Raw genomic sequence first — 26,549 nt, forward strand, 5'->3', positions numbered from 1 at the left:
CCGCGCTTCGGTCGCTTCGCTTCAGCCGCCGTTTCCGGTTCGCTTCGCTTTCGCTTCCCCCTCAGCGCTTTATTAAATTAACAACCTTTCTCGAACTTGTCAACACTTTTTGAAAAAAAATTTTCGCGCACATTCCCCAAATTCCCCAAACTCCCTTACAGCAATGCTTTGAACGCTGAAAAAATTTTTGATTGACCGGTTGCGGTGGGGCGCTCAAGTCGAGTTAGGCTTGGGCGCGTTGTTTTTGAAGGGCGTGTGGATATGGCTAAGGGCATGTTGCCGGGTTGGCTACAGGTTGATGGGCTACTGCGAGGGTGGTTGCTGGAGGATTTGGGGCGGGGCGATCGAGCAACGTTGGCGGTGGTTCGAGGTGCGGCGAAGGAGCCATGGGGACAGGCGACTTGGATTGCGAAGGCTGAGGGCGTGATTGCTGGGCTGCCGATCGCGGGGCGTGTTTTCCAATTGCTGGACGATCGGGTGGTGTGGAGTGCTGAAGTAGAGGAAGGTGTTGCCTGTGTACCTGGACAACTGCTGGCCCAGGTGTCAGGGCCATTGGAGGCGCTTCTCAGTGGCGAGCGGGTGGCGTTGAATTTGGTGATGCGCTTGAGCGGGGTGGCAACGCTGGCTAGTCAGTATGTGGAGCAACTGACTGGACTTCCCACACAGCTAGCGGATACGAGGAAGACAATTCCAGGACTCAGGATTTTGGAGAAATATGCAGCTCAGGTTGGGGGTGCGGTCAATCACCGTATGGGGCTGGATGATGCGGTGATGTTGAAGGATAACCACTTGGCGGCGGCTGGTGGGGTGGCGGTGGCGGTGGAACATGTTCGATCGCTCTGTCCCTATCCCTTGACGATCGAGGTGGAAACGGAATCCCTGGCGCAAGTGGCAGAGGCGATCGCAGCGGGGGTAGACATCATCATGTTGGACAACATGCCGCTGGCGATGATGCGGGAGGCGGTGGCCATGATTCGCGCCAAGGCTCCTCATATCAAAATTGAGGCTTCGGGCAATGTTTCGCTGGCTACGGTGCGATCGATCGCGCAAACCGGCGTAGATTACGTTTCCACCAGTGCGCCGATGACCCAATCTCGTTGGCTGGATATCAGTATGCGCATCCAAAACACTGACACCCAGTAGGCTGCCGAGATCACCACGCTGCCATGACCACTGAGATCAGGGGTTGATTCGAGGGAGCAAATGAGCGACTGGGCAAAGCGGGAGGCGCGATCGATCAGCCCCGATTCCAAAAATCTGATCCCAAAAACCCGATCCAGCGCACTCTACATAAAGCCGCGCTTACCACTGGGCATGATGGTCATCCAGTTGGTTTTAGCAACCGCCAACTGCTCCTCGTCAATCTTGGCCCCGGTCAGGTTCGCGCCACAGAAGTTAGCCCCGGAAAGGTTGGCATTCGTAAAATTGGCGTAGCTGAGGTCGGCTTTGCGGAAGTCGGCCTTGGCTAAATTCGCCGTATGGAAATAGGCGCGAATGAGCTGGGCCCCGCGTAAGTTAGCCTCTAGCAAGCTGGCTTTGGCGAAGTTTGCTTCCGTTAAATTCGATCCCTGCAAGTTTGTCTTATCGAGCTTTGACTCTCGAAAAATACAGCCGGATAGGTTGACGTTTGGCAGTTCCCCACGACTGATGTTGTGGGCGGCAAAATCCCGGCGGCCTTTGGCGTAATAGGTTTGAACTTCATTGCCCTTGAGCCATGGCATGGGGCCACCGGCTTTGGGTTTGTTGCCGCCGCTCACCCGACCGCTGTTGCCGGCTGCCCCCGATAAGGAGCTACCCGTGCTGAGACCACCAGTTAATTCAGGGCGCGATCGACGGGCACGGATGGACTGGGCTAAACGGGAAGTGTTGTTGGCAACGGGCGGCCCACCAAAATTCCCTCCCATAGAAGGACGGGTTGGCTCGGTGCTGACCGGTAGCGCCATACTTTGTGCCAAGTCGTCCATGTAAGGCTCCAGGTCGAGGGCCCGCAGGATGTCTTCAGAACGCTGGTACCGGTTTTTGACGGCAATTTCCAGCATTTTCTTCAGCACATTGGCCAAGTGAGCGCTGATGTGGACGTATTTCTGCCACATCATTTCACCGGTGGTGGGGTGATAGTCCAAATCCTTGGGCGATCGCCCCGTTAGCAAATAAATGCAGGTTGCACCCAAGGCATAGATATCACTGGCATAAACAGGGCGCAGGGAGAGCTGTTCCGGTGGAGCATAGCCAGGGGTTCCCACCGACACCGCCGTCAAGGCCGTTTGGTCAGAGACGGGGCCCGTTTGCACCTGATCTTTTACCGCGCCAAAGTCAATGAGAACCAGCCGCTTATCCTGTTCCCGTCGAATGAGGTTATCCGGCTTGATATCTCGGTGAATGACCTTATTGGAATGGACGTATTGCAGAATGGGCAGGGCTTCGCTGAGAAATTGTCGAACAGCCGCTTCACTGTAGGGGCCGTTCTTTTTCACTTCACCCTTCAGGGTCATGCCATCCACAAATTCCTGAACAAGATAAAACTCCTTATCCCGTTCAAAGAAGTTCAGGAGTTGGGGAATTTGGGGATGATTGCCAATTTTGCCCAGGGTTTTGGCTTCCCGCTGGAAAAGATTACGCGCCATTTCAAATACATGGGGCGCGGTGGTGGCGGGTCGTAATTGCTTAATGACGCACTTGGGGCTACCGGGCAGGGAGATATCTTCTGCCAAAAACGTCGCGCCAAACCCCCCCTGGCCAAGGGCACGGAGGATGCGATAGCGATCGCCCAGTAGCAACGATGAGCCGCAAGTTTGACAACGTTCGGCCTCGTCGGGATTTTCGGGGTGGGGACAGGCAGGGTTTAGGCAATAGCTCATCCGGCATCACCAAGGATTGCAGAGTCGATCCGGTTGCGGGGTCGATGCGTTGCAAGCCCGAGCAGCATCTTTCATCTCTACGATACCAAAGGCGCTCATCGTTGCACGGGTTTGAAGGAGTTGGGTAGTGGTGACTTTGATTGCTTAAGGATTGCTCTTGCGGATCAGCACCAACTATTCACAGACTCGGATAAAGCGTTAATTGGCAGCGTTTTTGGGATTCAGTGGCTAGGGCTGTTTACGTATTCTTTCGGAGCATACGAGTTATCAATGACACAGATAGATTTGGGATTGAGATCTGGGATGACGGGTTAGCTTCATCCAAATTTCACACAACCTTGCCATTCACCATGCCATTGACAAAGGCGTGATTCGCCAAGGATTCAGTCCACTTCGCTGACCTGAATTCCGCCCCCGTTCACCGGGTGGTGATGACTTATGGCCAGCGAAGCAGGGGTTGTGATGCTGATTTTGATCGGGCGGGATCCCACAGACACCCGGAAAATCAGCCCTTGGCCCAACCAAGAGCGCTAAGATAGTCCCTTGGCAAACTGCCCTCCGTCTTGGGTGATGGGGTTGGTTGGTTCCCGGAATATCAATTTCCGAAGGGTGATCACCCCTCAGGGAATGGTGTGTTCGATTGTTCGAGTTGCTTAGATTTAGCAGCAATCACGCCTAGTTTCCGGGATGTTCCCCCAGCAGTATGCTCATCCGGGAGCAGTGATGCGCCTCTGACGTTCCTAGCCTACTGTGCTGCTGCGCCAATTGGCTGACCTTTCCGAACACTTTGTAGCTTTGTGGGTGACTTTTGTGGCTCAGGGTGGGTCGCTCAAGCACGCTCAATGATGCCTAAGGGGGGATACCCAACGGGAGATGGCCAGCGGATGGTGTCCCGTCGGGTTGGGTTAGCCCAGGTCTAGAGACCAAGGTTTAGAGACCAAGGTTTAGCGGCAGTGGGTTGGTTATGCGTCTGGGGCTGGGATGGAACAGAACCACTACCGTTCTTCGGCTAGTACCACGCCACCTGAAGTATTCAATTCTCGATCGATAGACTGAATTCATGCGTATCTCTTTGAACTGGCTGCGTGAACTGGTCCCCTTCAACGCGACGGCGGAGCAGTTAGCCGAAACTCTGACCTTATCAGGGTTTGAGGTGGAATCCATCGAGGATTTGCGGGCGTTGGCTGATGGGGTGGTGGTGGGCAAAGTGCTCGATCGCCAGCAACATCCCAACGCCGATCGCCTGAGTGTTTGTACGGTGGATGTGGGTCAGGCGGAACCCTTAACAATTGTTTGCGGCGCGAAGAATGTGGCGACGGGGCAAACGGTGGCCGTCGCAACGGTGGGCACCTATCTGCCAGCGGTGGATTTGAAGCTGAAACCCACGAAGCTGCGGGGGGTTCCCTCGGCGGGCATGATTTGTTCCCTGAGTGAACTGGGCCTGGCGAAGGAGTCGGAAGGGATCCACGTGTTTGCGGAGGGCGAGTCTCTGGCGGCGGGGATGGATGTGCGGCCGCTGTTGGGGCTGGACGATGTGATTTTGGACGTGACTTCAACGGCAAACCGGGCCGATGCGTTGAGCATGGTGGGAATTGCCCGGGAAGTGGCGGCGCTGGTGGGGGGTGCGGTGACACTGCCACCAACGACGGCGACTTTGCCCGATCGCCTGGGATCGGGGGTGACGGTGCGGGTTAGCGAATCCAAGGCTTGTCCGACCTATGTGGGGACGGTGATTGAGGGCGTGACGATCGGCCCGTCGCCGGATTGGTTGCAGCGCCGCTTGCAGTCGGCGGGCGTGCGGCCGATTAGCAATGTGGTGGATGTGACCAACTGGGTGATGTTGGAGTGGGGTCAGCCGCTCCATGCCTTTGATCGCGATCGACTGCAAGGGATCTGCGGTGGTTCGGAGCTGGCGATCGGGGTGCGTTATGGCCGGGCGGGCGAAACGCTGAAAACTCTGGATGGTCAGGAGCGATCGCTCTCGCCCCAGGCACTGTTGATTACGGGGAACGATCGCCCGATCGCCCTGGCCGGCGTGATGGGTGGTGAGGAAACGGAGGTTGATAGCAGCACGACCAATTTGCTGTTGGAAGCGGCCCTGTTTGAACCGGCGGCGGTGCGGCGATCGGCTCGCTCGATCGGGATCCGCACGGAGGCTTCCACCCGCTATGAACGGGGCACCAATCAGGTGGAATTCGGTTTGGCCCTGCAACGGGCGATCGATCTAATTCTGCAATTGGCGGGTGGGCAAGTGGTGGCCCGCGACCAGGCCGATGCTCGTCCGCCCCTGGAAACCTTCAGCCGCACCCTGAATCTCCGGCTCGATCGCTTGCACCAAATCCTGGGGCCCCTGCAACCGCCCGAGGGTGAAAAGGTTGATGAAGCGAGCGACCTGCGCGACTTTGTGCCCGCCGAGGCCGTGGAACAAATCCTGAGCAGCTTGGGTTGCCAACTGCGCGTGACCACCGCCGGAACCCCCGAAGGTGGCGGCCGTGAGTGGGAAGTGATCGTGCCGCCCTATCGCTATCGAGACCTGGAGCGGGAAATTGACCTAATTGAAGAAGTGGCTCGCCTGTTTGGCTACAACCGCTTTTCGAGCACCCTGCCGCCCAAGAGCGAATTTGGCTGCTTGCCGCCAGACATTGCCCTGCTGCGTCAGATTCGGGAACTGTTCCGGGCGGAAGGCCTGACGGAACTGATGCACTATTCCCTTTGCAAGCCAGCGGGCGGCCGCCAAGTGACCTTGGCCAATCCCCTTTATGCGGAATATTCGGCCCTGCGCACGGAGCTAATTTCTGGCCTCGTGGATGCCTATCAATACAACCTGGAACAGGGCAACGGCGGGCTGAACGGCTTTGAAATTGGCCGTGTGTTCTGGTCTGAGGAGGATGGACTGTTTGAGGCAGACAAGCTCGGCGGCATCCTGGGGGGCGATGCGCGGCGCGGCCGTTGGACGGCGGGCGGCAAGGAGTCACCCCTGACTTGGTATGAGGCGAAGGGCATTTTAGAGGCAGTGTTCGATCGCCTGAATCTGTCGGTGGAATACCAGGCCGATCGCGCCGATGCTCGGCTCCATCCAGGGCGCACCGCTTCCCTGTGGCTGCGGGGCAACCGCCTAGGAACCTTTGGGCAACTGCACCCGGAGCTATGCCAAGCGCGGGATCTGCCCGCTGAGATTTACGTGTTTGAGCTAGATCTGGAAACGATCTACAAGGTGGCGATCGACGATGCACCGCCGCAACCGAAGTTTGCGCCCTATGCCACCCTGCCCGCCAGTAGCCGCGATTTGGCTTTCTTTGCGCCAACTAAGGTGACCGTGGCCGAGCTGGAGCGCACCATGGCCAAGGCTGGTCGGCCTTTGCTGGAACAGGTGGAGCTGTTTGATGAATATCGGGGCGATCGGGTACCGGAGGGGCAACGCAGTTTGGCCTTCCGCCTGCTCTATCGCAGTCCCGATCGCACCTTGACCGATGAGGATGTGGAACCGCTGCACCAAAAGGTGCGCGATGCCATTACCGAGAAGTTTGGGGCGACCCTCCGCAGCTAAGGATCAGGGCAACCAACCCGCGGCCTAGCGCGATCGGGAGAGGGTGAGCAAACTGGCCACCCGATCCACGATCGCCTGGCTCACCAATCCATTGCCCAACTCCGAGAGGTGAATCGAGTCGCGGAAGAGGCCCGATCGATTAGCCAGCCGCCAATCCGGTAGAAAATCCAGCAGTTCAATGCCCTCCTGGCGGGCAAACGCCACCAGCCGATCTCGGGCCTTGGCCTCATAGTCACGCCCTTGGCCCGCCACCTCCCGCACCAGAGGCGTAATTGCCACCAGAAAATCCGCCTGGTTCCCTTGGGCCAAATCACGAATTTGGGCGATCGCGGCTAGGTTCAGCCCCACCCGATCGCCCGGTTCTGGGGGGCGATTTTGCAATTGAGGGGGCATTTGGGGCGGCCGCACCCGTTGCCACAGTTCCAGCCAAGCCAAGGGAGGTTCCCGATCAGGATAGTTAGGATCCAAGCCCACCGGCAATGAGGACGGAGCCATCGCAAACAAATCATCGGTATTCAGCAGCAACACCACCACTTGTGCCGAAAACGTGCCAAAGCGCTGGAGATAGCCCAGCTCATTGCGCGGGCCCCAGGAATTGGCCGAGGCATTTAAAACCTCGATCGGGCGATCACGCACCGGGGCCGGCAACCGTTGCATCAAGCCCCGCTCCAACAAAGCCCCCATCGTGGCCTGATCATCCGTCCACCAGCCCCCGTTGGCGATGGAATCCCCCAACAGCAACACCCGCGTGGTTCCCTCCCGCAGGGCCGGGCTACGCATGGAATAAGCATTCACCGTAATCCGGTTGCCAAAACGCCGAATTTGCCGATCGGGTTTCAGGCGATACCCCGTGTGGGGATCGGCCACATAAAGCGGTGGGTGACCAAACCCAAACCCCCACCGCAAAACCCCTTCCCCAATTGCGAATAGGGCGATCGCCCCGAAGCATCCCCACAGGAGCCACTGCGCCACAACCATCCTCAACTCCTCAGCCGATAACCACGATCCCCAATTCATGGATCACCCCCAATCCCCCGGTTTCCTCGCATCCTCCGAGCATCCATCGCCCACCCCATTCACCTCAAACCGGGGACGATCGAGGACTGCAAGCATGTCATCAAAGCAGAATAGTCCCACCCCACTGCTGAATTAGGCGGCCGTTTTCTGTCCGGACTCGCTAAAATCAGTACCGGAAATTTTTACGATTTCGTTTGGCTCCTAGCCCCCATTCAGCAGCGATCGACCGAGCGATCGAGCGCCCGTCCCCTCGCCGGGGCCCGCAACTCCTCGATTTTGTCACCGGCCGATCTCCCCGGGCGAGCTACTTCAATCTTTCGCAACTCTTTCGCAACCCCCACAAGATCATGTCAGACCTCGATCGCGGCATTATGAAATTCAAGGGAGCCGATAGCCCCGTGGCGATCGCCCTCTCTGCCACCTTCATCCTGGGCGGCATCGTAGCCCTGATTGTTTGGGCGCTGCAATCTGCCTACAGCCTGAACTAGCACCCTCGCGCCCTAGCACCCTATCGCCTAGACAACACAAAACCAGCAGCCAGAAGCGGCCGCTGGTTTTTGGTTATTTTGGATGGCTTTTGAATGCCTTCTGGATGCATCTCAGTTCTGGTTAAGCATCGAGCAAAGCGAGTCAGAGGCGATCGCCTAGCCCACCCGAGTGCTACACAGGCGTGTTTTTCAGGGGCATCCAACGCAGGGCCCGATCGCCCCCCATTTCCACCACCACCTTCACGCGGGGATCCAGCTTCGGCAGAGCGCAAAGAAACTCAATTTCCTGGCGCGAGAGCACAAACCCTTCCAGAATCCAAATCAGCAAGCCCTTGGAACGGGGCGACAGGCCCGTAAGCTGCGTTTCAATGATGGGCGGAATAAAGTACGTCTGAATGTCTCTCTTGCCCAAGTGGGCGGGACGAACCCCATGCACCCCGGTCAGGTAAGTATTCGGGTCGCCTAAGCCACGCGCCGTCAACTTCACGGCGGTGTAACCATTGGCTCGGATGCGGCGAATATAGCGACCTTCGTAGCCCCCTTCCAAGGGCGCATAGAAGGCTAAAGCGCCGTGGGTTTCGAGATCGCGCACCAGGCGCTTACCGTCTGCGAAAAGCGAGAAGACACTATCTTGCAGGGCTACCATAAGCGTTTGCGCGATCGCGCGGAATGCTGGACTAGAGCGATCGACCCCAAACCATTACGGGCTGGTCGATGACCCTAGGCAATCTTACTACGCTCGTTTCAACCACAGGCGGTCGATCGGGCGGGAAATCGATTGCTTTTGATCATGAGTCCGATAGCGATTCGATCGAGCCGCTCAGCCAGCGCTGCCCTTGAAGCTCGATCGGGCCGTTAATCCCAAACGACTCGATGAATCTGTAGCAGCGTTGATCAGTTACCGGTTTTCCAGGAATTTGACCCGAAAATTCAGTTTGAAACTGAATCGGCCAACCGTTAGTGACCTCGCTGATTGGTTAATTCGAGTTCTGCGATTTTGCTTCTACACAACTGACCAGAATGCCAAAGAGCCGATCAAGCGGTTCGATCGCATATTCCCGCAAGTCGATCGTCACTTGATCGCCCCGAAATTCCAGAAACTTCCACAAAGAACCACTTGTAACCAAACCATAAAGGGGCGATCGCTCATTACCCCGTTGCCGATTGAAGCGATCGGCGGCAATCAACTCAGCGCTATTATGGGAAAAGTTTCCAGTCAACTTAAAGCAAGGTGTGATGGTCTCTGATGATGCAATCAGCTCTTCTGAAGAAGCTGGAACAACTTCCAGAGTCTTTGCAAATAGAGGTTCTACACTACATCGAACTTCTGCTAGAGAAGCATACTCAAGAAGCGGCTACACCAGCACCAACAAAAAAGCGTAAGGCAGGATTATTGAAGGGCAAAATCTGGATGGCAGACGATTTTGATACTCCACTAGAATTTTAAAGCACCTTTATCCCATGCTAGGCTTTCCAAAGCTTCTTTGATTGGAACCAGTATTTTTCACAAGCGTTGATTTCATTGACTTTGAGGTGAAAATATGAACGCTCAACTCATGATTAAACCATCATCTTTTATTGATACCGGAATTCAAGTCCAGTTAGTTCGCGGCTTGCTTTTGTTTAAATTTAGTGAATTCCTACAAGAACGCCTAGAGAGTCTTAATGAAAAGCAGCGGGAAGAGCAACTGACACCTGATGAAACAGTTGAATTAGCTGGAATCCTAGAGCTGGATCGCATCTTCACGCTCCTCAACGCCAAGATCATTGCTGAGTCTGCTTAAGGTATGTCAATTCCAAAGGAGATTAGGCAAAAGGTTCGAGAACGAGCCAGTTATCTGTGTGAGTATTGCCATTCTTTAGAAGAAGCTAGTGCTGCTCGATTTGAAATTGATCATATTAATCCGCGATCGCGTGGAGGAGCAGATGACCTAGAGAACTTGGCATTAGCTTGCCAACGCTGTAATGGCTATCGCTATAACTTTACAGAAGGATTCGATCCACAATCTCAGGCTTCAGTTGCGTTATTTAATCCTCGATTACAGCAGTGGAATGACCATTTTGCTTGGCAAGATGGGGGATTAGTCATTCAAGGCAAAACTCCCATTGGTCGTGCAACTTGCGATCGCCTGGATCTGAATGATCAAACCCATAATGAGGGCGCGATTGTGAATGCTCGCCGACTATGGATTCAGGGCGGCTGGCATCCACCAACTGAGGATGCGATCGAGTCCTAGAGCCACCCTGCGGCTACTATGACTGCTCATTAACTTATCCAATGAATCTGCCCTAAAGCCCTTAAGGTCGCCGTTGCGGTTTCGCGAAAAGTCTCTACTGTCGTTTTGAGAATCTCGCGATCTTGATCACTAATGGTTATATCTTTGTTGATAATTTCGAGGATGCTTTGAGTTTCAGTATTCGCCACACTCGTTGCCATTAAAAGCACTAAGTCGTGCTCTTGCGAATGACTTAGATATTGACCAGAGTTAACAAATACAGACAACCGTTCTTCGGTCAAATAATCCAGGGTTTTATATAGGTTCTCAGGTACTCCAAAGAGATGTTCAACGGCTTTCCACGCAACGCTATTTCGACAACCTTCACTCAGCTTTCCACTGGTCAAGGTATAGAGTTGGTTGCGATTAGGCATCATGCCTCTAGGTGCATAAGATTTCATAGAATAGGTCTTTTCTTTTCAGGTAATGGCTAGCTGTGATGAGTTTTAGTATATGCGGTCGGTTAATGGATCCTGATTCGCCCCCTGCATAACTTTTGGTCGATCGCGCCGATCGAGTAGGGTAGGGGTTCGATCGAGCGGTGAGGCAGATGCTCGAAACCGAATTACGAGAAACGCCGATCGCGCCGGCCTTGCCCGAGTTGGCGGCGGCCGCGGGCTATGTGGAAGTGTTGGTGGACTGTCCGGGCGTGACCGAGGCCTACACCTACACGATCGGGGCAGACCAGGCGATCGGGCCGGGGGATGTGCTGACCGTGCCCTTTGGCGGGCGATCGGTGGGGGCGATCGCCCTGCGTTGTTGGCAGCAGTTGCCCGAGGCGATTGATCCCGATCGGCTGCGAGAAGTCGAAGGAGTCGTGGCCAGCGGGCTGTTTGCCCCGGACTATTGGCAACTGTTGGCGCAGGTGGCGGACTATTATTGCGCGTCGCTGATTCAGGTGGCACGGGTAGCCCTGCCGCCGGGAGTGTTGGGACGGGCATCGCGGCGGGTGCGACTGGCAGACCCGTTACCGGCGGCGGCGGCGGCGGGGGTGGCGGAAACCCTGCTGAGTCCGATCGCCCTGCGGTTGTGGCAATGGCTGCGATCGCAATCGGGGCGCGACTACAGTTGGCGTTTTTTGCAACAGAAATTTCCCGGAGGCGATCGGGGCTTGCGGGACTTGGTGCGGCGCGGCTGGCTGATCAGTTATTTGGAATCGCCCAGCGCCCCCAAACCTAAGCGCCAACAGATGGCGATCCTGATTGGTGAAGGGGAACCGCTGACCCCGCGCCAACGGGAAATCGTCGGCATTTTGCAGCGGCGCGGCGGCGAACTGCTGGCTCAGGAGTTGATTACCCTGGGGCGTACCAGCAGTGGCACGTTGCGATCGCTCGAAGAAAAGGGCTGGTTGCTGCTGGAGGCGCGGGAAATTTTGCGCGGCGATCGCCATGATTCGGGCCAGCGCGATCGCCCCAAAACCCTGACCCCGGCCCAAGCCGCTGCCCTGGAAACAATCCAAGGTTTGGAACCGGGTCAAACGGCCCTGCTGCATGGGGTGACGGGTTCCGGCAAAACGGAGGTTTATCTCCAGGCGATCGCCCCGGTGCTGGCGCGGGGTCAGTCGGCGTTGGTGCTCGTGCCGGAAATTGGCCTCACGCCGCAACTGACCGATCGCTTTCGGGCCCGGTTCGGCGCTCAGGTTTGCGTTTATCACAGCGGCCTCTCGGACGGGGAGCGCTACGACACCTGGCGACAGATGCTAGACGGCGCGCCCCAGGTGGTAATTGGCACGCGATCGGCGATTTTTGCGCCTCTGCCGCATTTGGGCATGATTTTGCTGGATGAGGAGCATGATCCCAGCTTCAAGCAAGATTCCCCGGCTCCTTGCTACCACGCGCGACAGGTAGCCCAGTGGCGATCGCGCCTGGTCGGTTGCCCGTTGGTGCTGGGGTCAGCCACGCCCTCCCTGGAAACCTGGACAAGCCAGCCGGTCTATGTGTCCCTGCCCGATCGGGTGCATGGTCGCCCCCTGCCGCCGGTCGAGGTGGTGGATATGCGCCAGGAGTTGCGGGACGGCAATCGATCGATTTTTAGCCGATCGCTCCAAGGGGCCATCACCGAGGCGATCGCCGCCGGCCGCCAAGCGATCCTCTTTGTGCAGCGGCGGGGCCACAGCACCTTCGTGTCCTGTCGCAGTTGCGGCCATGTGATGATGTGCCCCCACTGCGATGTGTCCCTGTCGTTTCACCACCAACGGGAAACGGCTCAACCCCTGTTGCGCTGCCACTTTTGCGGCTTTGGGCAACTGCACCCGCCCGCCTGTCCCGCCTGTGGGTCGCCCTACCTGAAGCATTTCGGCAGTGGCACGCAGCGGGTAGTGCGGGAACTGGAGCGGCAATGGCCCGACCTGCGAATTTTGCGCTACGACAGCGACACGACGCGCACCAAGGATGCCCACCGGATTTTGCTCGATCGCTTTGCCCGGGGTGAGGCGGATTTGTTGGTAGGCACGCAGATGCTGACCAAGGGGATCGACTTGCCGCAGGTGACGCTGGTGGGGGCGATCGCCGCCGATGGGTTGCTGAATCTGTCCGATGTGCGGGCCGGTGAGCGGGCGGTGCAAACCCTGTTGCAGGTGGCCGGCCGGGCCGGGCGCGGCGAGGAACCGGGGCGGGTGATTTTGCAAACCTACAGCCCGGAACACCCGGCGATCGGGGCGGTGGCCAATTACGACTACCCCAACTTTTTGGAACAGGAACGGGAGATGCGATCGGCGCTCAACTATCCACCAGTGGGGCAACTGATTCTGTTGCGGCTGAGTGGCCCCGACGAGGCGGCGGTGGGGCGCAGTGCCGAGCAGGTGGCGGCGCTACTGGAAACGGCCCGGGGCGACCGCGTGTTCGATCTGTTGGGGCCAGAGCGGGCGCAAGTGGGGCGAATTGCCAACCGCTTCCGCTGGCAAGTGCTGATCCGCATTCCCCCCGAGGGCGATCGCCCGACCAATTTGCTAGAGGTGCGATCGGCTTGCTTGCCGGGTGTCAGCCTCACGATCGACGTTGATCCTTTGAATTTCTTGTAGGAGCGCAGGGGGCGATCAGCTTGCCCCGTTCCCATCAAAGTCGCAACAATAGTCATAGTCGTTTTATGCCCGTGGGGGCGATCATCATGTCTGTTCCCAACGCTGATTTACTCCTGCAACGGATCACGATCGATCCGCAACTATGCCACGGAAAACCCTGTATTCGCGGTCTGCGATATCCAGTTGAGTTTCTTCTAGAGTTACTCGCATCTGGAATGACTCATGCTGAAGTGTTAGCCGATTATGATGATTTAGAATCGGAAGATTTATTGGCAGCATTAACCTTCGCCGTTCGTCTCAGCCAAGTCAAACAAACCTATGCGATCTAAGAGCTGATTTATAAATCAATTATTAAGCATCTAGAGCAGCCAATCTTCTCACCATCAAATGCATTAAGAGCTAATTTATAAAGAGAAGCTAAAGCCGATTTGGCAGCTCTAAATCCGGTTTTAGGCTAGACCTACCCGAAGCATCACCCAGCTCATGAGTCGTCTCCCAGTCATTGCCAATCCTACCCGCAAAGCCTATCCCAGTGATTTGAGCGATGATGAGTGGGTGCTCCTCCGGCCGCTGCTGCCCGCTCCTAAAGGCTTTGGACATCCGATAGAAGTTGATTTCCGAGAAATCCTCAATGGCATCTTTTACGTCCAGCGCACTGGCTGCCAGTGGGAAATGCTGCCCCACGATTTACCCCCTTACAGCACGGTCTACCATTACTTCCAGAAATGGCAACGAAAAGGAATTTGGCAGCAAATGCATGACCAGATTCGAGAGCAACTGCGGAACAAATTAGGTCGTTCCGAGCAATCTAGTGTCAGTATCGGTGATTCTCAGTCGGTGAAAACCACGGAAAAAAGGGGGTGGTCTACGGCTTCGATGGTGGCAAAAAGGTTAAGGGACGTAAACGCCACCTTATCGTTGACTCGCAAGGGTTCCTAATGGGGGTGTTGGTGACTGAAGCGAATGCTTCTGAGCGATTGGGAGCGATTGTGGTGTTAGAGGAAGTGAAGGAGAAGCTATCTCGGCTAGAGGTTATTTGGGTTGATCAGGGGTATTCCGAGAAAAAGTTTGCGGATGCTGTGAAGCATGTGTGTGGTGAGAGTGTGCGCGTGGAGGTGATCAGCCGAATCAGTAAAGGGTTTGAGACGTTGCCCAAGCGATGGATTGTCGAGCGGACGTTTGGCTAGCTGAACCGATTTCGGCGATTGAGCAAGGACTATGAGTTGTATTCGGAGACGAGTGAAGGGATGATCTATGGCTGCTTAATGCATTTGATGGTGAGAAGATTGGCTGCTCTAGATGCTTAATAATTGATTTATAAATCAGCTCTAATTTGTCCATGATAACCACATCACCTACTTTGATCTGCGGTGCCAAGTTTACTTTGACAAACTCCAGAAAGTCTTCCTTTTTCATTGAGCCTTTCAAACCTTTGATTGTTACAACTCCTGATCGCCTAATTGCACTAATGACTGTCATCTTTTTGTCGCAATAGGGCTTCTGGGTTTCATAAGCTTTCATTCCTTTTTTAGCTCTCGCAACCGGGCGATTCATCCCAACCCAAAAACCGCTTTCGTCAATGAAGACAAGCCTTTCAGCTTCCACCTTCAAAATTCGCTGCCAGTAGTCTACACGCTCTGCTTGCACTTCCGCCGTGATTATTTTCTCGCTCCTGTAAGTTTTTTTTGAGGCTGATGTCATGTTGCTTTAAAAATCGATGCATCATGCTTGTGTTAGAACTGACACCCAATTTTTCTTGAACTTCTTCGCAGTACTCTCGCAATGTAAAATCAGGATTAGTCTCTACAATTTCCAAGATAGCTTCTTCATGCTGAGATAAGATGCTCATCCGCTTCGTACCACACTTTTTAGGTGATAAGCTTCCAGTGGAGCGGTATAGGTTTAGAAGCCGTCTGACTGTCTCGGGGCTAATCGAAAATTGGTTTGCCACTTTCCGAATCGAAGTATCTCCCTTCTCGTAAGCTTCTACGATTTTTCGGCGTAAGTCCAGCGAATAAAGACTCATGAGTTTTCCTGACGATAACTCCACTACACTGATAACTATATCGTGCCATTTGTTATAGGCAAGGGCTGTATCATCGCGAACTGCTAAATATAGTGATCATTGAATAGACTTAAATTTCATAATTCCTTGATACAGCGGCTTGCATGACTACAAGGGACAATAGCAGCAGTGGGTAAAATAATTTCTACGAATTTCCTCTGTGTTCAATAGCATCCCCAATTTCAGCAGTTTCTCTACGGCTTCCTCCCACTTTGGTCTGTACCTTCTCACAAATGCTTTTAATTCCCACCAGAGATGCTCAATCGGATTGAAGTCCGCTGAATAGGGCGGTAAATAGATTACCTTCCCTCCTCTTGCTTCGATTAATTCCGCCACCCCTTCTACTTTGTGCGCTTTCAGGTTATCCATCACCACTACCGCTCCTTCCCATAGCTTTGGCGCTAATTCTGTCTCAATAAACTCTTTAAATAATTCTCCATTCAGCGATTTGGGCAGGGCTTTTAGACTCAGAATGCCTTTGATACTCATTGCGCCGATGTAGTTCAGTCTTTTACCTCGATAGACACAATCAAAATCATAGGCTCTTGTCCCCGCCTCGCTTCTAGCCATGTCTCGCATGATTCCCAGTAATATTCCCATTTCATCTAAAAACACCAAATTTTCTATCTTCTCTGCCAAAATCACCGACAAGTAGTCTACTCTCTGCTGTTGTACTTCTTCCGTACTTGCCTTACTGTTCCTTTTTGTTTTTTTTCGGGTGAGTCGCAGTTGCTGGAGGAATCGGCACATCGTGCTCTCATGGATATCTATACCCGTCCTTTCTCGCCAGAGTTCACAATATTCGGACAGCGTATAATCAGGATGGTCCTTGACCATGGCTCTGGCTTCTTCATCTTTCTCTTGCAGTTGACTTGGTTTACCGCCGCTCGCTTTTTGGGGAGTAATGGAACCCGTTTCTCGCTTTCTTTTGAGAATCTGATGCACTGCGTTTTTGCTGACTTGAAAACGTTCTGCTAGTTTCCGGATAGAAGTGCCTCCGCCTTCATAAGTGGTGACGATCCGCTCTCTGATGTCTTGAGATAAAGCTGGCATAGAGTTCCCCTTGATTTTTATCCTCTTTATTGTCCCCTATAGTTACGCAAACCGCTGTATAAAACATATTGACCTAAGGCGGCTTCTAGATCTTTCACTGGTGATCGACTTAAAAAGCTCTTGATTTCAACTGCGATTTGTTTTCCTGCCTTGTCAGCAGTTAGCAGCTTTTCAGCACCTAGGTCAATGTAAGTTGATCGTTTACCAATTTGCAAAACTAGTGGATCATCTGTAATCACCCAACCATCTTTTTCGAGAGCGACTCGCACGGTGTTATGATAAATATCCTTAGCCATTTATGAATCTTTATTCTTTAAAATGTAGATGGCGATCAATTTTGCCAAGAAGTGATTTCTGAAAAGTAGTTGGTGTTGATACAATACGATTTCGAGAATCAGCTTTTAGCGATGCTCACGAGTCTCTTTCCAAGGAAAACTTAATCGACATTATGATGATAACCAGTTTTTGGGGTGGTTGAGGATGTCGCGGATGAGGATTGCGATCGCAGGTGGGGGCGTTGTCGGGGCAATGATTGCCTACGAACTGAGCGGGCAGCCGGACTGGCAAATCACGCTGATTGATCCCCAGGCGATCGCGTCGCCGTTGCCCCCCGATCGCCCCACCTCCACGGGGGCCGCACTGGGCGTGTTGATGGGTGCAATCAGCAAGAAAACGAAGGGGCGCGCTTGGAACCTGCGGCGTGACAGTATTCAACGTTATCCACACCTGATTCAAGACCTGGAAACCTTGCTCGATCGCCCCATTCCCCACAATTCAAATGGCATTTTGAAGCTGGTGTTTACGGAAGCCGATCGCCCCAGTTGGGATGCCTTGGCGGCGTTGCGAAAATCCCAGGGATTTGAGCTGGAGTTGCTGTCACCTTCGGCGGTGCTTGATCGCTTCCCAACGGTGAATTTAGCCGCCATGGATGGAGTCGCCTTTGGAATTTTTTCGCCCCAGGATTGGCAGGTGCAGCCGCTGGCCCTGACGGTGGCTTTGCGGGAGGCGGCGGCGAAACAGGGGGCCACGATCGCCCCGGCCCAGATCGCGGGTGTGCAGACGGCGGGCGATCGGGTCGTCAGCCTAACTACGACGGCGGGGGAGCTGGCCTGCGATCGGCTGGTGGTGGCGGCTGGGTTGGGGTCGGCGGATCTGGCCCGGGCGATCGCCCCGGATGCGGCCAAGCCCCTGAAGTTGCAGCCGGTGTTGGGTCAGGCCCAGCGGTTGCGGTTGCCGCGCCCCCTGAGCGATCGCCCGGAGCCGGTGCTGACGGGCAATGACATCCATATCGTGCCCCTCGGTGGCGGGGATTATTGGGTAGGCGCAACAGTGGAGTTTCCTGCCGGGGCCGAGCCGCCGGTCGCCGATGGGACCGAGTGGGGGGCAGTGTGGCAAGGGGCGATCAACCTAGTTCCCGCCCTCGCCCAGGCGGAAATGGTCGAAACCTGGTCGGGGTTGCGGCCGCGCCCGGTGGAGCGATCGGCTCCGGTGATTGAGCCGCTGAGTGCCAACAGTTGGCTGGCGACCGGCCACTATCGCAACGGCGTGTTGCTGGCTCCGGCCACGGCGCAATTGATCCGCGAGGCGATCGCCCAAACCAGCCCCTAAACCGAGCGGGTAGGGAAATCCGAAATTTCAGATCACGGGGCGATCGCGCTAGCCTAGGGCCGTCCCAATTCCCTACACCAACCAGCCGTTTCCTATGAGCAGCGTGCTAAAGAAAGGCAATATCACGGTTCACACCGAAAATATTTTTCCGATTATCAAAAAGTGGCTCTACTCGGAGCATGAAATCTTCCTGCGGGAGTTGATTTCCAACGCCGTGGATGCGATTTCTAAGCTGCGGGCGATCGCCATGATGGGCGAAACCAGCGCCGATGTGGGCGAACCGAAAATCACGATCGCCCTGGATAAAGACAACAAAAAACTCTCGATTACCGACACCGGCATCGGCATGACCGCCGAGGAAATCGAGAAGTACATTAACCAAGTCGCCTTCTCCAGCGCCGAAGAATTTGTCGAGAAATTCAAGAATTCCGATCAGAACATCATCGGCCACTTTGGCTTGGGGTTCTATTCGGCCTTCATGGTCTCCAGCACTGTGGAAATCGATACCCTCTCCTACCAAGAGGGCGCGCAGGCCGTACATTGGACGTGCGATGGTTCCACGGAATTTGAAATCGACACGAGCGATCGCACCGAGCGCGGCACGACAATTACCCTTACCCTGCTCGAAGAAGAAGCCGAGTATTTAGAAGAGGCACGGATTCACGGTTTGGTGAAGAAGTTCTGCGACTTCATGCCCTACCCGATCGAGCTGAACGGGGAACAAATCAACCGCCAAAAAGCCCCTTGGAAAGAGTCGCCCAGCAACCTGACTAAGGAAGACTACCTCGAGTTTTATCGCTATCTCTATCCCTTCCAAGATGAGCCACTGCTGTGGATTCATCTGAACACCGACTATCCCTTTGTGATCAACGGGATTCTCTATTTCCCGAAACTGAAACCGGACGTTGACCCCACCAAGGGTGATATCAAACTGTTCTGCAATCAAGTGTTTGTCAGCGATAACTGCGAAGAAGTTATCCCCAAATTCCTGTTGCCCCTGCGCGGCGTAATCGACAGCACCGATATTCCCTTGAACGTGTCGCGCAGCTACTTGCAAGCCGATCGCACCGTTCGCCAAATTGCCAACTACATCGCCAAAAAAGTCGGCGACCAACTGAAGGATCTTTACCGCAGTGACCTGCCCGAATACATCCGTTGCTGGCAAGATTTGGGCACGTTTGTTAAGTTCGGCTCCTTGAACGATGACAAGTTCAAGAAACAAGTAGAAGACATTTTGATCTATCGCACCACAGCAGAATTGGGCAGCGGTAGTGACGCAGTGCAAGTGGAAGTGCAAACGGAAGAGGGTGATGCTTGGTCGAACCCCGCCGAAACCCAAGAAGCCAAGGATGCTAACGGGTTCTACTACACCACCCTGAAGGAATATCTGGAGCGGAACAAAGAAAAACACGAAAATCGCGTGTTCTATTGCACCGATCCGGCCTCCCAAGCTACCTATGTGGAATTGCACAAGAGCCAGGGTTTAGAAGTGCTGTTCCTGGATTCGTTCATTGACACGCATTTCGTCAGTTTCTTGGAGCGGGAATATTCCGAGGTGAAGTTCTCGCGAGTGGATTCGGAACTCGATGAAGCGCTGCTGGATTCCTCCAAGAAAGAGGCGGAAATTGTTGACCCCAACACCAACGAAACCCGCAGCGATCGAATCAAGAAGTTGTTTGAAGAAGCCCTGGGCAAACCAAGCGTTACCGTGCGCGTGGAAGCCCTGAAAGCGGAGGAATCTGCACCGCCGGCCATGGTGTTGTTGCCGGAAGCAATGCGCCGAATTCAAGACATGACGGCGATGTTTGAGGGCAAGGCTGCTAGCTTCCCCGATACCCATGTGCTGCTGGTGAATTCGTCGCACCCGCTGGTGGAAAACCTGTTGAGCTTGAGTGGCGGTTCGATCGCCCTGGCCGATGGCAGCCAATCACCGGCCGCCGAGCTGGGCAAAATGCTTTGCAACCACATCTATGACCTGGCGTTGATGGCGCAAAAGGGCTTTGATGCGGATGGCATGAAGTCGTTTGTGTCGCGATCAAACCAAGTGCTGACCCAGTTGACCAAGCAATAGAGCCAGTTTCTCGTCAGACTCATCACCCCCGCGATCGCCTAGTTCGATCGCGGGGGTTTTTGATGGGGCATCAACGAATCAACGTTCTCGGAGGGCGCAAGGCGTTGCGCCCCTACCTGGAAATCATTTTTTGTAGGTGAGGATCGTTATGGGTTCTCGCAATTTTTCATCACGAATTTTGGGAAAGTCGATCAATTTAGACCAGCATTAATCGCTGGAACTCCAGCCAGAATCGCTACTGGAATCGCTGCTGGAATAGTCGCTGGAGGTACTAGAATAATCGCTGCTGGAATAGTCACTGGAACTGCTGGAATAATCGCTGGAACTATCACTTGAATAGTTGCTGGAACTCCAACTAGAATCACTGCCGGAATCACTGCTGGAATAGTCGCTGGAGCTGTCAGACTCGATCGCCCCGCCATGATCAGCCGCTGATTCTGCTGCCTCAAAAATATCTGCAAAATTACCCGACTCCGCCGCGATCGGCTCTGGTTCGGCGGTCTGCTCCTCAATCCAATCCTGCATTTGTTGGCTCGCAATTTCAGCTAACTCTTCGATCGCCTCATTCACCACAATCTCAGCCGCTTCGCCCACCGCATCAATCACCTGATCCTGATTAATGGGCAGGGAATCGATCGGGTTGTGAAGGGTCGATCGACTCGATCCAGAAGAACTCGAACGGTAATTCAAAGGATACGACCCGTAGCTAGCCGATCGCCGCTGTCGCAGCCACCACCACAGCAACACCAACAGCGCGATCGCCCCGCCGAAACCCGCCGCCACAATCGCGGCCGCCTGACTGCCCGCCGAGGTGGCCACCCACCACCAAACCGGGGCGATCGCCGCTGCTAATCCCATGGCTCCGTAGGTTAACCAGCTTTCCAGATCCATTGCGCCCCCCAACCTCAACGCGATCGCTTCCATCATGGGCGATCAAGCTCAAAATTGCCCAAACCAAAATCGAGACCATTGCCCACCGGCTCCGGTCTCGATCGATTGGATTCAACGTTTCCAAACGGGGAATTTAGATGCCCAAACGTTGATAAATCACATCCAGGTTGCGCAAGTGCTGTTGCGGATCAAAGCACTCATCAATTTCCTCTTGGGATAGGAGGGATTTCACCGTGGCATCTTGGCAAATGAGCTTATAGAAATCGCCACTTTCATTGTTCCAAGCTTGGTGCGCACAGCCTTGCACGGCCGCGTAGGCATCCTCGCGAGTCAAGCCTTTTTTCACCAGGGCCAGCAGCACCTTTTGGCTGAACACCACACCGCCATAGCAGTTCATGTTGCGCTTCATGTTTTCGGGATAAACCAACAGGTTCTTCACCAAGTTGGTCATTTCCACCACCATAAAATGCAGCAGAATTGACGAGTCGGGCAGAATTGTCCGCTCCACGGAACTGTGGGAAATGTCCCGCTCATGCCAGAGGGCCACGTTTTCCAGGGCCGCCACGGCATGGCCGCGAATCACCCGTGCCATCCCGGTAATCCGTTCCGATCGCACCGGGTTGCGCTTGTGGGGCATGGCCGAGGAGCCTTTTTGACCCTTGGCGAAAAATTCCTCCACTTCCAGAACGTCGGTACGTTGCAGGTTGCGGATTTCCACGGCGAATCGCTCCAAGGAAGCGGCCACCAGCGCGAAGGTCTGCACGTATTCCGCATGGCGATCGCGCGAAATCACCTGAGTGGAAGCCGTGTCCGGTTCCAGGTTCAGCAGCTTACAGGCCAAAGATTCCACGCGCGGATCGATGTTGGCATAGGTTCCCACTGCGCCGGAAATTTTGCCCACAGCCACCCGATCGCGCAGTTGCACGAGCCGATCGCGGTTGCGCAACATTTCCGCCAGCCAGCCCGCCAGCTTGAAACCAAAGGTCATCGGCTCCGCGTGGATGCCGTGGCTGCGGCCAATACAAATCGTGTTGCGGTGTTCCTGGGCTTGGTAGCGCAGGGCTTGGATCAGCGATTCCACCCGCTTGAGCAGCGTATCGATGCTGGCCACCAATTGCAGGGCCAATGCCGTGTCCAACACATCGGAACTGGTCAAGCCCAGGTGAATGTAGCGACCCGCGTCGCCCACGTACTCATTCACATTGGTCAGGAAGGCGATCATGTCATGATGCACTTCCGCTTCAATTTCCAGAACGCGCTGGGGGTCAAAGTTAGCTTTCGCTTTGATCTCTTCGACGGCTTCGGCAGGGATATATCCCAGTTCTGCTTGGGCTTCGCAAACCGCAATTTCCACTTGCAGCCAGGTTTGCAGCTTATATGCGTCCGTCCAGAGATTGCCCATCTCAGGCAGCGTGTAGCGGTCGATCATGCCTGTCTTGTCGATGTTTCCAGAACACCGTGAAGAGATTAACCGAGTCATTGTACCGGGTTTTGGCGATCGCGCCCGAATGGGATTCCCGGAGCGATCGCCCCGATTAGCTCCCGTTTAGCTCCCGATCGCGATACTCGGAACCAGCAGCAGGGAACAGGCAATCCCGAGGCCACAACCCACAATCACCTGAAACGGTGTGTGGCCCAGCAGTTCCTTCAGGCGTTCTTCGCTGAGTTGGTGGTCGCCTTCAAAAAACTCATCAATGATTTGGTTCAAGACGGCGGCCTGTTTGCCCGCGGCCCGGCGCACCCCGGCGGCATCGTACATGACGATGATCGCGAAGATGGTAGCCATGGCAAATTCAATGCTGCTCCAGCCAACGGTTTGGCCAATGCCCGTGGCCAGGGCGGCCACGAGGGCGGAGTGGGCGCTGGGCATTCCACCCGTGGTCACCAGGGTGCGAACGTCAAACTTACGCTGGCGAGCAAGTTCCACCACCAGCTTGATGGCCTGGGCCAGGATGCAAGACCCCAAGGAAACCAGGAGAATGCGGTTATCGAGAATGTGACTAAAGTCGTCCATGGGTCGAGCGGGGGGCGATCGAGTTGGGGACGGTGGGTGAGTAAGCGATCGCGGGGAGCTAACCCGGCAGCGGGGGGGCAAGATGCTTGAGCACCTTGTCTACCGAGATCGGGCGGGATACCCAGAGTCAATCGCCCTCGTGGTTGCTAGTTTTTGCGGCTGACGATGTAGTCGGCCAGGGCTTGCAAAGGGGCCGCGGCCGCGCCGAATTCGTTCAAGCTGGCCTTGGCGCGATCGATCAATTCCTTGGCCATTTCGCGCGATCGATCCAAGCCATAGAGTTTCGGGAAAGTGGCTTTTTCCACGGCGGAATCCTTACCGGCGGTTTTGCCCAGCTCCTCCGTGGTGGCAGTCACATCGAGGATGTCATCCACAATCTGAAAAGCTAAACCAATGTCCTGGGCATATTGCGCCAGTTTGCCCACGGTGGCTTCATCGGCTCCGGCAATCGTGGCCCCGGTGGTCACACAGGCTTCCAACAGGGCTGCGGTTTTGTGGCGATGGATAAAGTGCAGGGTGTCGAGGGAAATGTTCGGGTTGCCTTCGCTGGCCAGGTCTACCACTTGACCACCCACCAGGCCGGCGGCCCCAACGGATTTTCCTAACAGGGCGATCGCCCGCACCACTCGATCGGCCGGCACGCCTTGGGTTTGGGTTGCCACAAATTCAAAGGCATAGGCCAACAGCCCATCCCCGGCCAAAATCGCCACCGGTTCCCCATAAACCTTGTGGTTCGTGGGTTTGCCGCGCCGAAAATCGTCGTTATCCATGGACGGCAAATCGTCATGAATCAGCGACATGGTGTGAACCATTTCCAGGGCACAGGCCGTGGGCATGGCCGATTCGATCGTCCCACCCACCAGCTCACAGGCCGCCAGACACAGAATCGGTCGCAACCGCTTGCCCCCCGCCATCAGGGAATAGCGCATCGACTCATAAACGGTTTCGGGATAGACCACCGAGATCGATCGATCGAGGGCGGCCTCAACCAAAGCTTGGCGTTCGCGAAGATAGCCTTTGAGATCAAAGCCCGTCGAGGGAGCAGTAGGCGCGCTAGCGGTCATGGGACAAGCACAACAGAACAGCAAGAAATCTTCCTTACCGAACCCGATCGCCGCCACAGGCGGAATCCGGCCTGGTTACGGTGCGCTTTTGGCCTAGCAAAACAACCGCTGAACCACAACCACCACCGTCAGAAGTTGGTTTGAGGGGCATTGTACCGCCTGAGGGGATCGCCCCGAGGGGACAAACCGGATTCTGATCAGATTTAGTCAGATTTTGCGTGAATTTAGGGCTGATTTCGAGCGAATGTCCAGTCAATTTCAGAGGTTTTGTGAACCTTTGCAAACCATCCTTGAACTGATACTCATCAACCTATTCCGGCTGGATCCACCGCAGCGATCGAGAGGATCTCTGACCTATTCCCCAAAATCCTCAGTTGGTTCAATCCAGCCGGTTGGACAAAGGAAATCTCAATCCAGCCGGTTGGATGAAGAAAGCCCCGATCCAGAGCATTCAGATGCAGAAGATTCCCTGAGTGCGATCGGGACAATTGGTCGGGATGATTAGTCAGGACAGCTAGGCCAGGCGGCGACGATAGCTCTCCACGGTGTTGGCCAACAGCATGGTCACCGTCATTGGCCCCACGCCACCCGGAACCGGCGTGATTGCGCCGGCCACATCCAACAGGCGATCGAAATCCACATCCCCCACCAGCTTGCTCTTGCCGGTCTGATCGGTAATTCGATTAATTCCCACATCAATCACCGTCGCGCCCGGCTTGATGTAGTCCGGGCCAATCATCAGGGGCCGTCCCACCGCCGCCACTAAAATATCGGCTTCTCGGCAAACGGCCGCCAAGTCCGGGGTGCGCGAATGGGCGATCGTCACCGTGGCATTGGCTTCCAGCAGCATCAGGGCGATCGGCTTGCCCACCAAAATGCTGCGCCCCACCACCACGGCCTTTTTGCCAGCCGGATCAATGCCCCCATCTCGCAAAATTTCCATCACGCCGGCCGGGGTGCAACTGCGCAGACAAGGCTCACCCCGCACCAACCGCCCCAAATTGGCCGGGTGCAACCCATCGGCATCCTTGTCAGGGTCAATTTCCAACAGCAGGGCGTTGCCATCCAGCCCGTCCGGCAAAGGCAGTTGCACCAAAATGCCATCCACGTTCGGATCGGCGTTGAGCTGATGAATGATGGCGGTTAGTTCCGCTTGGGTGGCCGTGGCGGGCAGGTGCTGACCAAAGGAGACCATGCCCAAACGTTCGCAGGCCCGTTCTTTGTTGCGGACATAGGCGGCGCTGGCGGGATTGTCCCCGACCATCAACACGGCTAGGCCAGGCGCACGGCCCCGATCGGGCTGGAGTTCCGCAATTTCCACCTTCAGGCGATCTTGAATTTTCTCGGCAAGGGCTTTTCCGTCCAGCAGGCGCGCAGTCATGAGGGGAGAAATTCTAGGAAGAATCCCCAACCTTTTATCATCGCCGGTGCGATCGCAGCAACTCGATCGGCGGGCCTTCACTGCTGGGGCGATCGAGCTGCCGTGATCGACGGGTCTGTTTTAGAGCAAATTGATCGCCGCGATCGACCGCTCATCCATGGGGTCTGTCTCTATGTATCTGGACAGCACCGATAGAGATTGATGGCCGGTTAACGTCTGGATTGTGGACAAGCCAACGCCTTTGGCGGCTAATCCAGAGCAAAATCCTCGCCGCGCTGAATAGAGCGATAGGCCCAAGCCGGTTAACTTGGCCCGGCCCAATGCTCGCCTAAAGGCTGCATCCATGGTGCGACGACTGACCGGCTGATCGGGCGATCGGGCAGCGGGGAACATGAGCAGCCCTGGGTCTGGCCGGTAGGCCAGCAGGTAGGGGTGTAGTTTGCGAGCGATCGGCACTTCGCGTGTTCTGCCACATTTTCGAGATCGCCCGCTGAAGACGATCGCCCTCAGCGGCTGGCCACCACTGCCATAAACGCTCGCTTGGGGTAACCGCAAGATTGCCGTGGGTCGCTCGCCTGTATACCAAGCGATCGCCCAATAAAGTCGATGTGATTTTTCAACAAACGACTCCAAAATCTTAAGAAATAATTGATCTGTTAAGGGTGTAGAACGTCCCGATCGGTTGATTTTCATGCCTCTTTTTCGCTCTGCTCAACTAATTAGGTATCTTGATAAGATCCTTTCAGTTTTCAAAGCTTCTAAGGCTTGCCTCATAAGGATCTCAGCTCTTTTTAAGATAGCCTCTTTTGTATAGTTGAGGCAATTTTTGCATTGTTTAAAAACGCATTAGATTACTGATCAGAGTTTGGCATTAAAAATGCTCTTAGACCGCACTCAGATCCCACCTTCGATTGCAACAGTGGAACAGTTGGCCGTTTGGACTGGCACTCTGTTGGATAACGTGACCGGCACAAAACAAATCAAAGAGCAAGAAAATTCACTGCTGGTTTACGCGGCTCAATTTCAAGTTTTTCGGGCGGCCGATGAAACGGTGCGCTGCATCATCAGGCAGTCGATCGAGCTGGATCCTGCCTATGTCGCTGATCAAAGCAAAAAACTTTGGATGTTCGCCCGTGCCTTGAGCACGGCGGAAGTTCCGTTGGGATTCCGAGTTGATTAACGATCGCTAATCTGTCA

At 55.0% G+C, this 26,549-nt stretch carries 24 protein-coding genes and 3 pseudogenes; 13 read left to right on the top strand and 14 right to left on the bottom strand.

Annotation, left to right across the window (positions count from 1 at the left end; all coding sequences use genetic code 11):
- Positions 1-261: 261 nt before the first annotated feature.
- The gene (gene nadC / locus H6F46_RS17960) at positions 262-1,143 is read left to right on the top strand and encodes a carboxylating nicotinate-nucleotide diphosphorylase (RefSeq protein WP_190356297.1); all 882 of its coding nucleotides are present in this window, start codon (positions 262-264) and stop codon (positions 1,141-1,143) included.
- Between the two features lie 143 nt (positions 1,144-1,286).
- Here the strand turns inward: nadC and H6F46_RS17965 are convergent, their stop codons facing one another.
- A complete protein-coding gene (locus tag H6F46_RS17965; RefSeq protein ID WP_099531481.1) occupies positions 1,287-2,858 on the bottom strand; it encodes a serine/threonine-protein kinase in 1,572 nt (523 codons plus the stop codon).
- A gap of 1,060 nt (positions 2,859-3,918) precedes the next feature.
- On the opposite strand from H6F46_RS17965, the gene pheT reads away from it, so the two are divergent.
- Complete coding sequence (gene pheT / locus H6F46_RS17970) at positions 3,919-6,405, top strand: phenylalanine--tRNA ligase subunit beta (RefSeq protein ID WP_190356288.1); 2,487 nt, start codon at positions 3,919-3,921, stop codon at positions 6,403-6,405.
- Between the two features lie 24 nt (positions 6,406-6,429).
- Here pheT and H6F46_RS17975 read toward each other — a convergent pair whose 3' ends face one another.
- Positions 6,430-7,383 (bottom strand): SGNH/GDSL hydrolase family protein, encoded by a 954-nt coding sequence (locus tag H6F46_RS17975; RefSeq protein WP_190356289.1) that lies wholly within the window; start codon positions 7,381-7,383, stop codon positions 6,430-6,432.
- A gap of 233 nt (positions 7,384-7,616) precedes the next feature.
- On the opposite strand from H6F46_RS17975, the gene H6F46_RS17980 reads away from it, so the two are divergent.
- A complete protein-coding gene (locus H6F46_RS17980) occupies positions 7,617-7,910 on the top strand; it encodes a hypothetical protein (protein ID WP_190356298.1) in 294 nt (97 codons plus the stop codon).
- Positions 7,911-8,082: 172 nt separating this feature from the next.
- Here H6F46_RS17980 and H6F46_RS17985 read toward each other — a convergent pair whose 3' ends face one another.
- The gene (locus H6F46_RS17985; protein ID WP_099531486.1) at positions 8,083-8,556 is read right to left on the bottom strand and encodes an NAD(P)H-quinone oxidoreductase subunit N; all 474 of its coding nucleotides are present in this window, start codon (positions 8,554-8,556) and stop codon (positions 8,083-8,085) included.
- A 331-nt stretch (positions 8,557-8,887) separates the two neighbouring features.
- Positions 8,888-9,130: a hypothetical protein gene (locus H6F46_RS17990; RefSeq protein WP_190356290.1), complete on the bottom strand. Its 243-nt coding sequence runs from the start codon at positions 9,128-9,130 to the stop codon at positions 8,888-8,890.
- Positions 9,131-9,156: 26 nt separating this feature from the next.
- On the opposite strand from H6F46_RS17990, the gene H6F46_RS17995 reads away from it, so the two are divergent.
- From H6F46_RS17995 to H6F46_RS18005, 3 genes are all read left to right on the top strand, one after another.
- Positions 9,157-9,357 (top strand): DUF2281 domain-containing protein, encoded by a 201-nt coding sequence (locus tag H6F46_RS17995; protein ID WP_190356291.1) that lies wholly within the window; start codon positions 9,157-9,159, stop codon positions 9,355-9,357.
- 94 nt (positions 9,358-9,451) lie between these two features.
- Entirely contained in the window at positions 9,452-9,694 is a 243-nt protein-coding gene (locus H6F46_RS18000) for a hypothetical protein (RefSeq protein WP_190356292.1), read from the top strand.
- Positions 9,695-9,697: 3 nt separating this feature from the next.
- The gene (locus H6F46_RS18005; RefSeq protein WP_190356293.1) at positions 9,698-10,147 is read left to right on the top strand and encodes an HNH endonuclease; all 450 of its coding nucleotides are present in this window, start codon (positions 9,698-9,700) and stop codon (positions 10,145-10,147) included.
- Positions 10,148-10,176: 29 nt separating this feature from the next.
- Here the strand turns inward: H6F46_RS18005 and H6F46_RS18010 are convergent, their stop codons facing one another.
- Entirely contained in the window at positions 10,177-10,587 is a 411-nt protein-coding gene (locus H6F46_RS18010) for a hypothetical protein (protein ID WP_190356294.1), read from the bottom strand.
- 149 nt (positions 10,588-10,736) lie between these two features.
- Between H6F46_RS18010 and priA the strand changes: the two genes are divergently transcribed.
- From priA to H6F46_RS18025, 3 genes and pseudogenes are all read left to right on the top strand, one after another.
- A complete protein-coding gene (priA, locus tag H6F46_RS18015) occupies positions 10,737-13,205 on the top strand; it encodes a primosomal protein N' (protein WP_190356295.1) in 2,469 nt (822 codons plus the stop codon).
- Positions 13,206-13,291: 86 nt separating this feature from the next.
- Positions 13,292-13,534: a DUF433 domain-containing protein gene (locus H6F46_RS18020; protein WP_190356296.1), complete on the top strand. Its 243-nt coding sequence runs from the start codon at positions 13,292-13,294 to the stop codon at positions 13,532-13,534.
- Positions 13,535-13,688: 154 nt separating this feature from the next.
- Positions 13,689-14,512: pseudogene (locus tag H6F46_RS18025) on the top strand (IS5 family transposase).
- Here the strand turns inward: H6F46_RS18025 and H6F46_RS19445 are convergent.
- The 3 genes and pseudogenes from H6F46_RS19445 to H6F46_RS18045 all read right to left on the bottom strand — a co-directional run.
- A pseudogene (locus tag H6F46_RS19445) lies at positions 14,481-15,231 on the bottom strand (IS630 family transposase); the annotation flags it as partial. The pseudogenes H6F46_RS18025 and H6F46_RS19445 sit on opposite strands and share 32 nt — an antisense overlap.
- Before the next feature lie 147 nt (positions 15,232-15,378).
- Positions 15,379-16,323, bottom strand: coding sequence for an IS630 family transposase (locus H6F46_RS18040; RefSeq protein WP_190356170.1), 945 nt, complete (start codon positions 16,321-16,323; stop codon positions 15,379-15,381).
- A gap of 47 nt (positions 16,324-16,370) precedes the next feature.
- Positions 16,371-16,619: pseudogene (locus H6F46_RS18045) on the bottom strand (element excision factor XisH family protein); the annotation flags it as partial.
- A gap of 193 nt (positions 16,620-16,812) precedes the next feature.
- On the opposite strand from H6F46_RS18045, the gene H6F46_RS18050 reads away from it, so the two are divergent.
- Together H6F46_RS18050 and htpG are read left to right on the top strand one after the other, a co-directional pair.
- Complete coding sequence (locus tag H6F46_RS18050) at positions 16,813-17,931, top strand: FAD-binding oxidoreductase (RefSeq protein WP_190356172.1); 1,119 nt, start codon at positions 16,813-16,815, stop codon at positions 17,929-17,931.
- A 94-nt stretch (positions 17,932-18,025) separates the two neighbouring features.
- The gene (gene htpG / locus H6F46_RS18055; RefSeq protein WP_190356173.1) at positions 18,026-20,002 is read left to right on the top strand and encodes a molecular chaperone HtpG; all 1,977 of its coding nucleotides are present in this window, start codon (positions 18,026-18,028) and stop codon (positions 20,000-20,002) included.
- A gap of 207 nt (positions 20,003-20,209) precedes the next feature.
- Here the strand turns inward: htpG and H6F46_RS18060 are convergent, their stop codons facing one another.
- On the bottom strand, positions 20,210-20,929 hold the full coding sequence (locus tag H6F46_RS18060; RefSeq protein WP_190356174.1) for a hypothetical protein: 720 nt from the start codon (positions 20,927-20,929) through the stop codon (positions 20,210-20,212).
- A 97-nt stretch (positions 20,930-21,026) separates the two neighbouring features.
- Positions 21,027-22,322, bottom strand: coding sequence for an adenylosuccinate lyase (gene purB / locus H6F46_RS18065; protein WP_099531499.1), 1,296 nt, complete (start codon positions 22,320-22,322; stop codon positions 21,027-21,029).
- Between purB and H6F46_RS19645 the strand changes: the two genes are divergently transcribed.
- Entirely contained in the window at positions 22,321-22,443 is a 123-nt protein-coding gene (locus tag H6F46_RS19645; RefSeq protein WP_255407476.1) for a hypothetical protein, read from the top strand. The genes purB and H6F46_RS19645 overlap by 2 nt on opposite strands.
- Here the strand turns inward: H6F46_RS19645 and H6F46_RS18070 are convergent.
- The 4 genes from H6F46_RS18070 to H6F46_RS18085 form a co-directional block, all read right to left on the bottom strand.
- A complete protein-coding gene (locus H6F46_RS18070; RefSeq protein WP_099531500.1) occupies positions 22,440-22,907 on the bottom strand; it encodes a divergent PAP2 family protein in 468 nt (155 codons plus the stop codon). The genes H6F46_RS19645 and H6F46_RS18070 overlap by 4 nt on opposite strands.
- Before the next feature lie 146 nt (positions 22,908-23,053).
- Positions 23,054-23,971 (bottom strand): geranylgeranyl diphosphate synthase CrtE, encoded by a 918-nt coding sequence (gene crtE, locus H6F46_RS18075; protein ID WP_190356175.1) that lies wholly within the window; start codon positions 23,969-23,971, stop codon positions 23,054-23,056.
- A 514-nt stretch (positions 23,972-24,485) separates the two neighbouring features.
- Complete coding sequence (folD, locus tag H6F46_RS18080; RefSeq protein ID WP_099531501.1) at positions 24,486-25,352, bottom strand: bifunctional methylenetetrahydrofolate dehydrogenase/methenyltetrahydrofolate cyclohydrolase FolD; 867 nt, start codon at positions 25,350-25,352, stop codon at positions 24,486-24,488.
- Positions 25,353-25,472: 120 nt separating this feature from the next.
- Entirely contained in the window at positions 25,473-25,985 is a 513-nt protein-coding gene (locus H6F46_RS18085) for a tyrosine-type recombinase/integrase (RefSeq protein WP_190356176.1), read from the bottom strand.
- 286 nt (positions 25,986-26,271) lie between these two features.
- Here H6F46_RS18085 and H6F46_RS18090 point away from each other — a divergent pair, with 286 nt between their 5' ends.
- Complete coding sequence (locus H6F46_RS18090; protein ID WP_190356177.1) at positions 26,272-26,532, top strand: hypothetical protein; 261 nt, start codon at positions 26,272-26,274, stop codon at positions 26,530-26,532.
- Positions 26,533-26,549 lie beyond the last annotated feature (17 nt).

Source organism: Limnothrix sp. FACHB-1083 (assembly GCF_014696485.1).
GTDB lineage: Bacteria > Cyanobacteriota > Cyanobacteriia > CACIAM-69d > CACIAM-69d > CACIAM-69d.

Coding starts and splice junctions, on each gene's coding strand:
- nadC (WP_190356297.1), top strand. CDS start 262: ATGGCTAAGGGCATGTTGCCGGGTTGGCTACAGGTTGATGGGCTACTG.
- H6F46_RS17965 (WP_099531481.1), bottom strand. CDS start 2,858: ATGAGCTATTGCCTAAACCCTGCCTGTCCCCACCCCGAAAATCCCGAC.
- pheT (WP_190356288.1), top strand. CDS start 3,919: ATGCGTATCTCTTTGAACTGGCTGCGTGAACTGGTCCCCTTCAACGCG.
- H6F46_RS17975 (WP_190356289.1), bottom strand. CDS start 7,383: ATGGTTGTGGCGCAGTGGCTCCTGTGGGGATGCTTCGGGGCGATCGCC.
- H6F46_RS17985 (WP_099531486.1), bottom strand. CDS start 8,556: ATGGTAGCCCTGCAAGATAGTGTCTTCTCGCTTTTCGCAGACGGTAAG.
- H6F46_RS17995 (WP_190356291.1), top strand. CDS start 9,157: ATGATGCAATCAGCTCTTCTGAAGAAGCTGGAACAACTTCCAGAGTCT.
- H6F46_RS18000 (WP_190356292.1), top strand. CDS start 9,452: ATGAACGCTCAACTCATGATTAAACCATCATCTTTTATTGATACCGGA.
- H6F46_RS18005 (WP_190356293.1), top strand. CDS start 9,698: ATGTCAATTCCAAAGGAGATTAGGCAAAAGGTTCGAGAACGAGCCAGT.
- H6F46_RS18010 (WP_190356294.1), bottom strand. CDS start 10,587: ATGAAATCTTATGCACCTAGAGGCATGATGCCTAATCGCAACCAACTC.
- priA (WP_190356295.1), top strand. CDS start 10,737: ATGCTCGAAACCGAATTACGAGAAACGCCGATCGCGCCGGCCTTGCCC.
- H6F46_RS18020 (WP_190356296.1), top strand. CDS start 13,292: ATGTCTGTTCCCAACGCTGATTTACTCCTGCAACGGATCACGATCGAT.
- H6F46_RS18040 (WP_190356170.1), bottom strand. CDS start 16,323: ATGCCAGCTTTATCTCAAGACATCAGAGAGCGGATCGTCACCACTTAT.
- H6F46_RS18050 (WP_190356172.1), top strand. CDS start 16,813: ATGAGGATTGCGATCGCAGGTGGGGGCGTTGTCGGGGCAATGATTGCC.
- htpG (WP_190356173.1), top strand. CDS start 18,026: ATGAGCAGCGTGCTAAAGAAAGGCAATATCACGGTTCACACCGAAAAT.
- H6F46_RS18060 (WP_190356174.1), bottom strand. CDS start 20,929: ATGATGGAAGCGATCGCGTTGAGGTTGGGGGGCGCAATGGATCTGGAA.
- H6F46_RS19645 (WP_255407476.1), top strand. CDS start 22,321: ATGCCTGTCTTGTCGATGTTTCCAGAACACCGTGAAGAGATTAACCGA.
- purB (WP_099531499.1), bottom strand. CDS start 22,322: ATGATCGACCGCTACACGCTGCCTGAGATGGGCAATCTCTGGACGGAC.
- H6F46_RS18070 (WP_099531500.1), bottom strand. CDS start 22,907: ATGGACGACTTTAGTCACATTCTCGATAACCGCATTCTCCTGGTTTCC.
- crtE (WP_190356175.1), bottom strand. CDS start 23,971: ATGACCGCTAGCGCGCCTACTGCTCCCTCGACGGGCTTTGATCTCAAA.
- folD (WP_099531501.1), bottom strand. CDS start 25,352: ATGACTGCGCGCCTGCTGGACGGAAAAGCCCTTGCCGAGAAAATTCAA.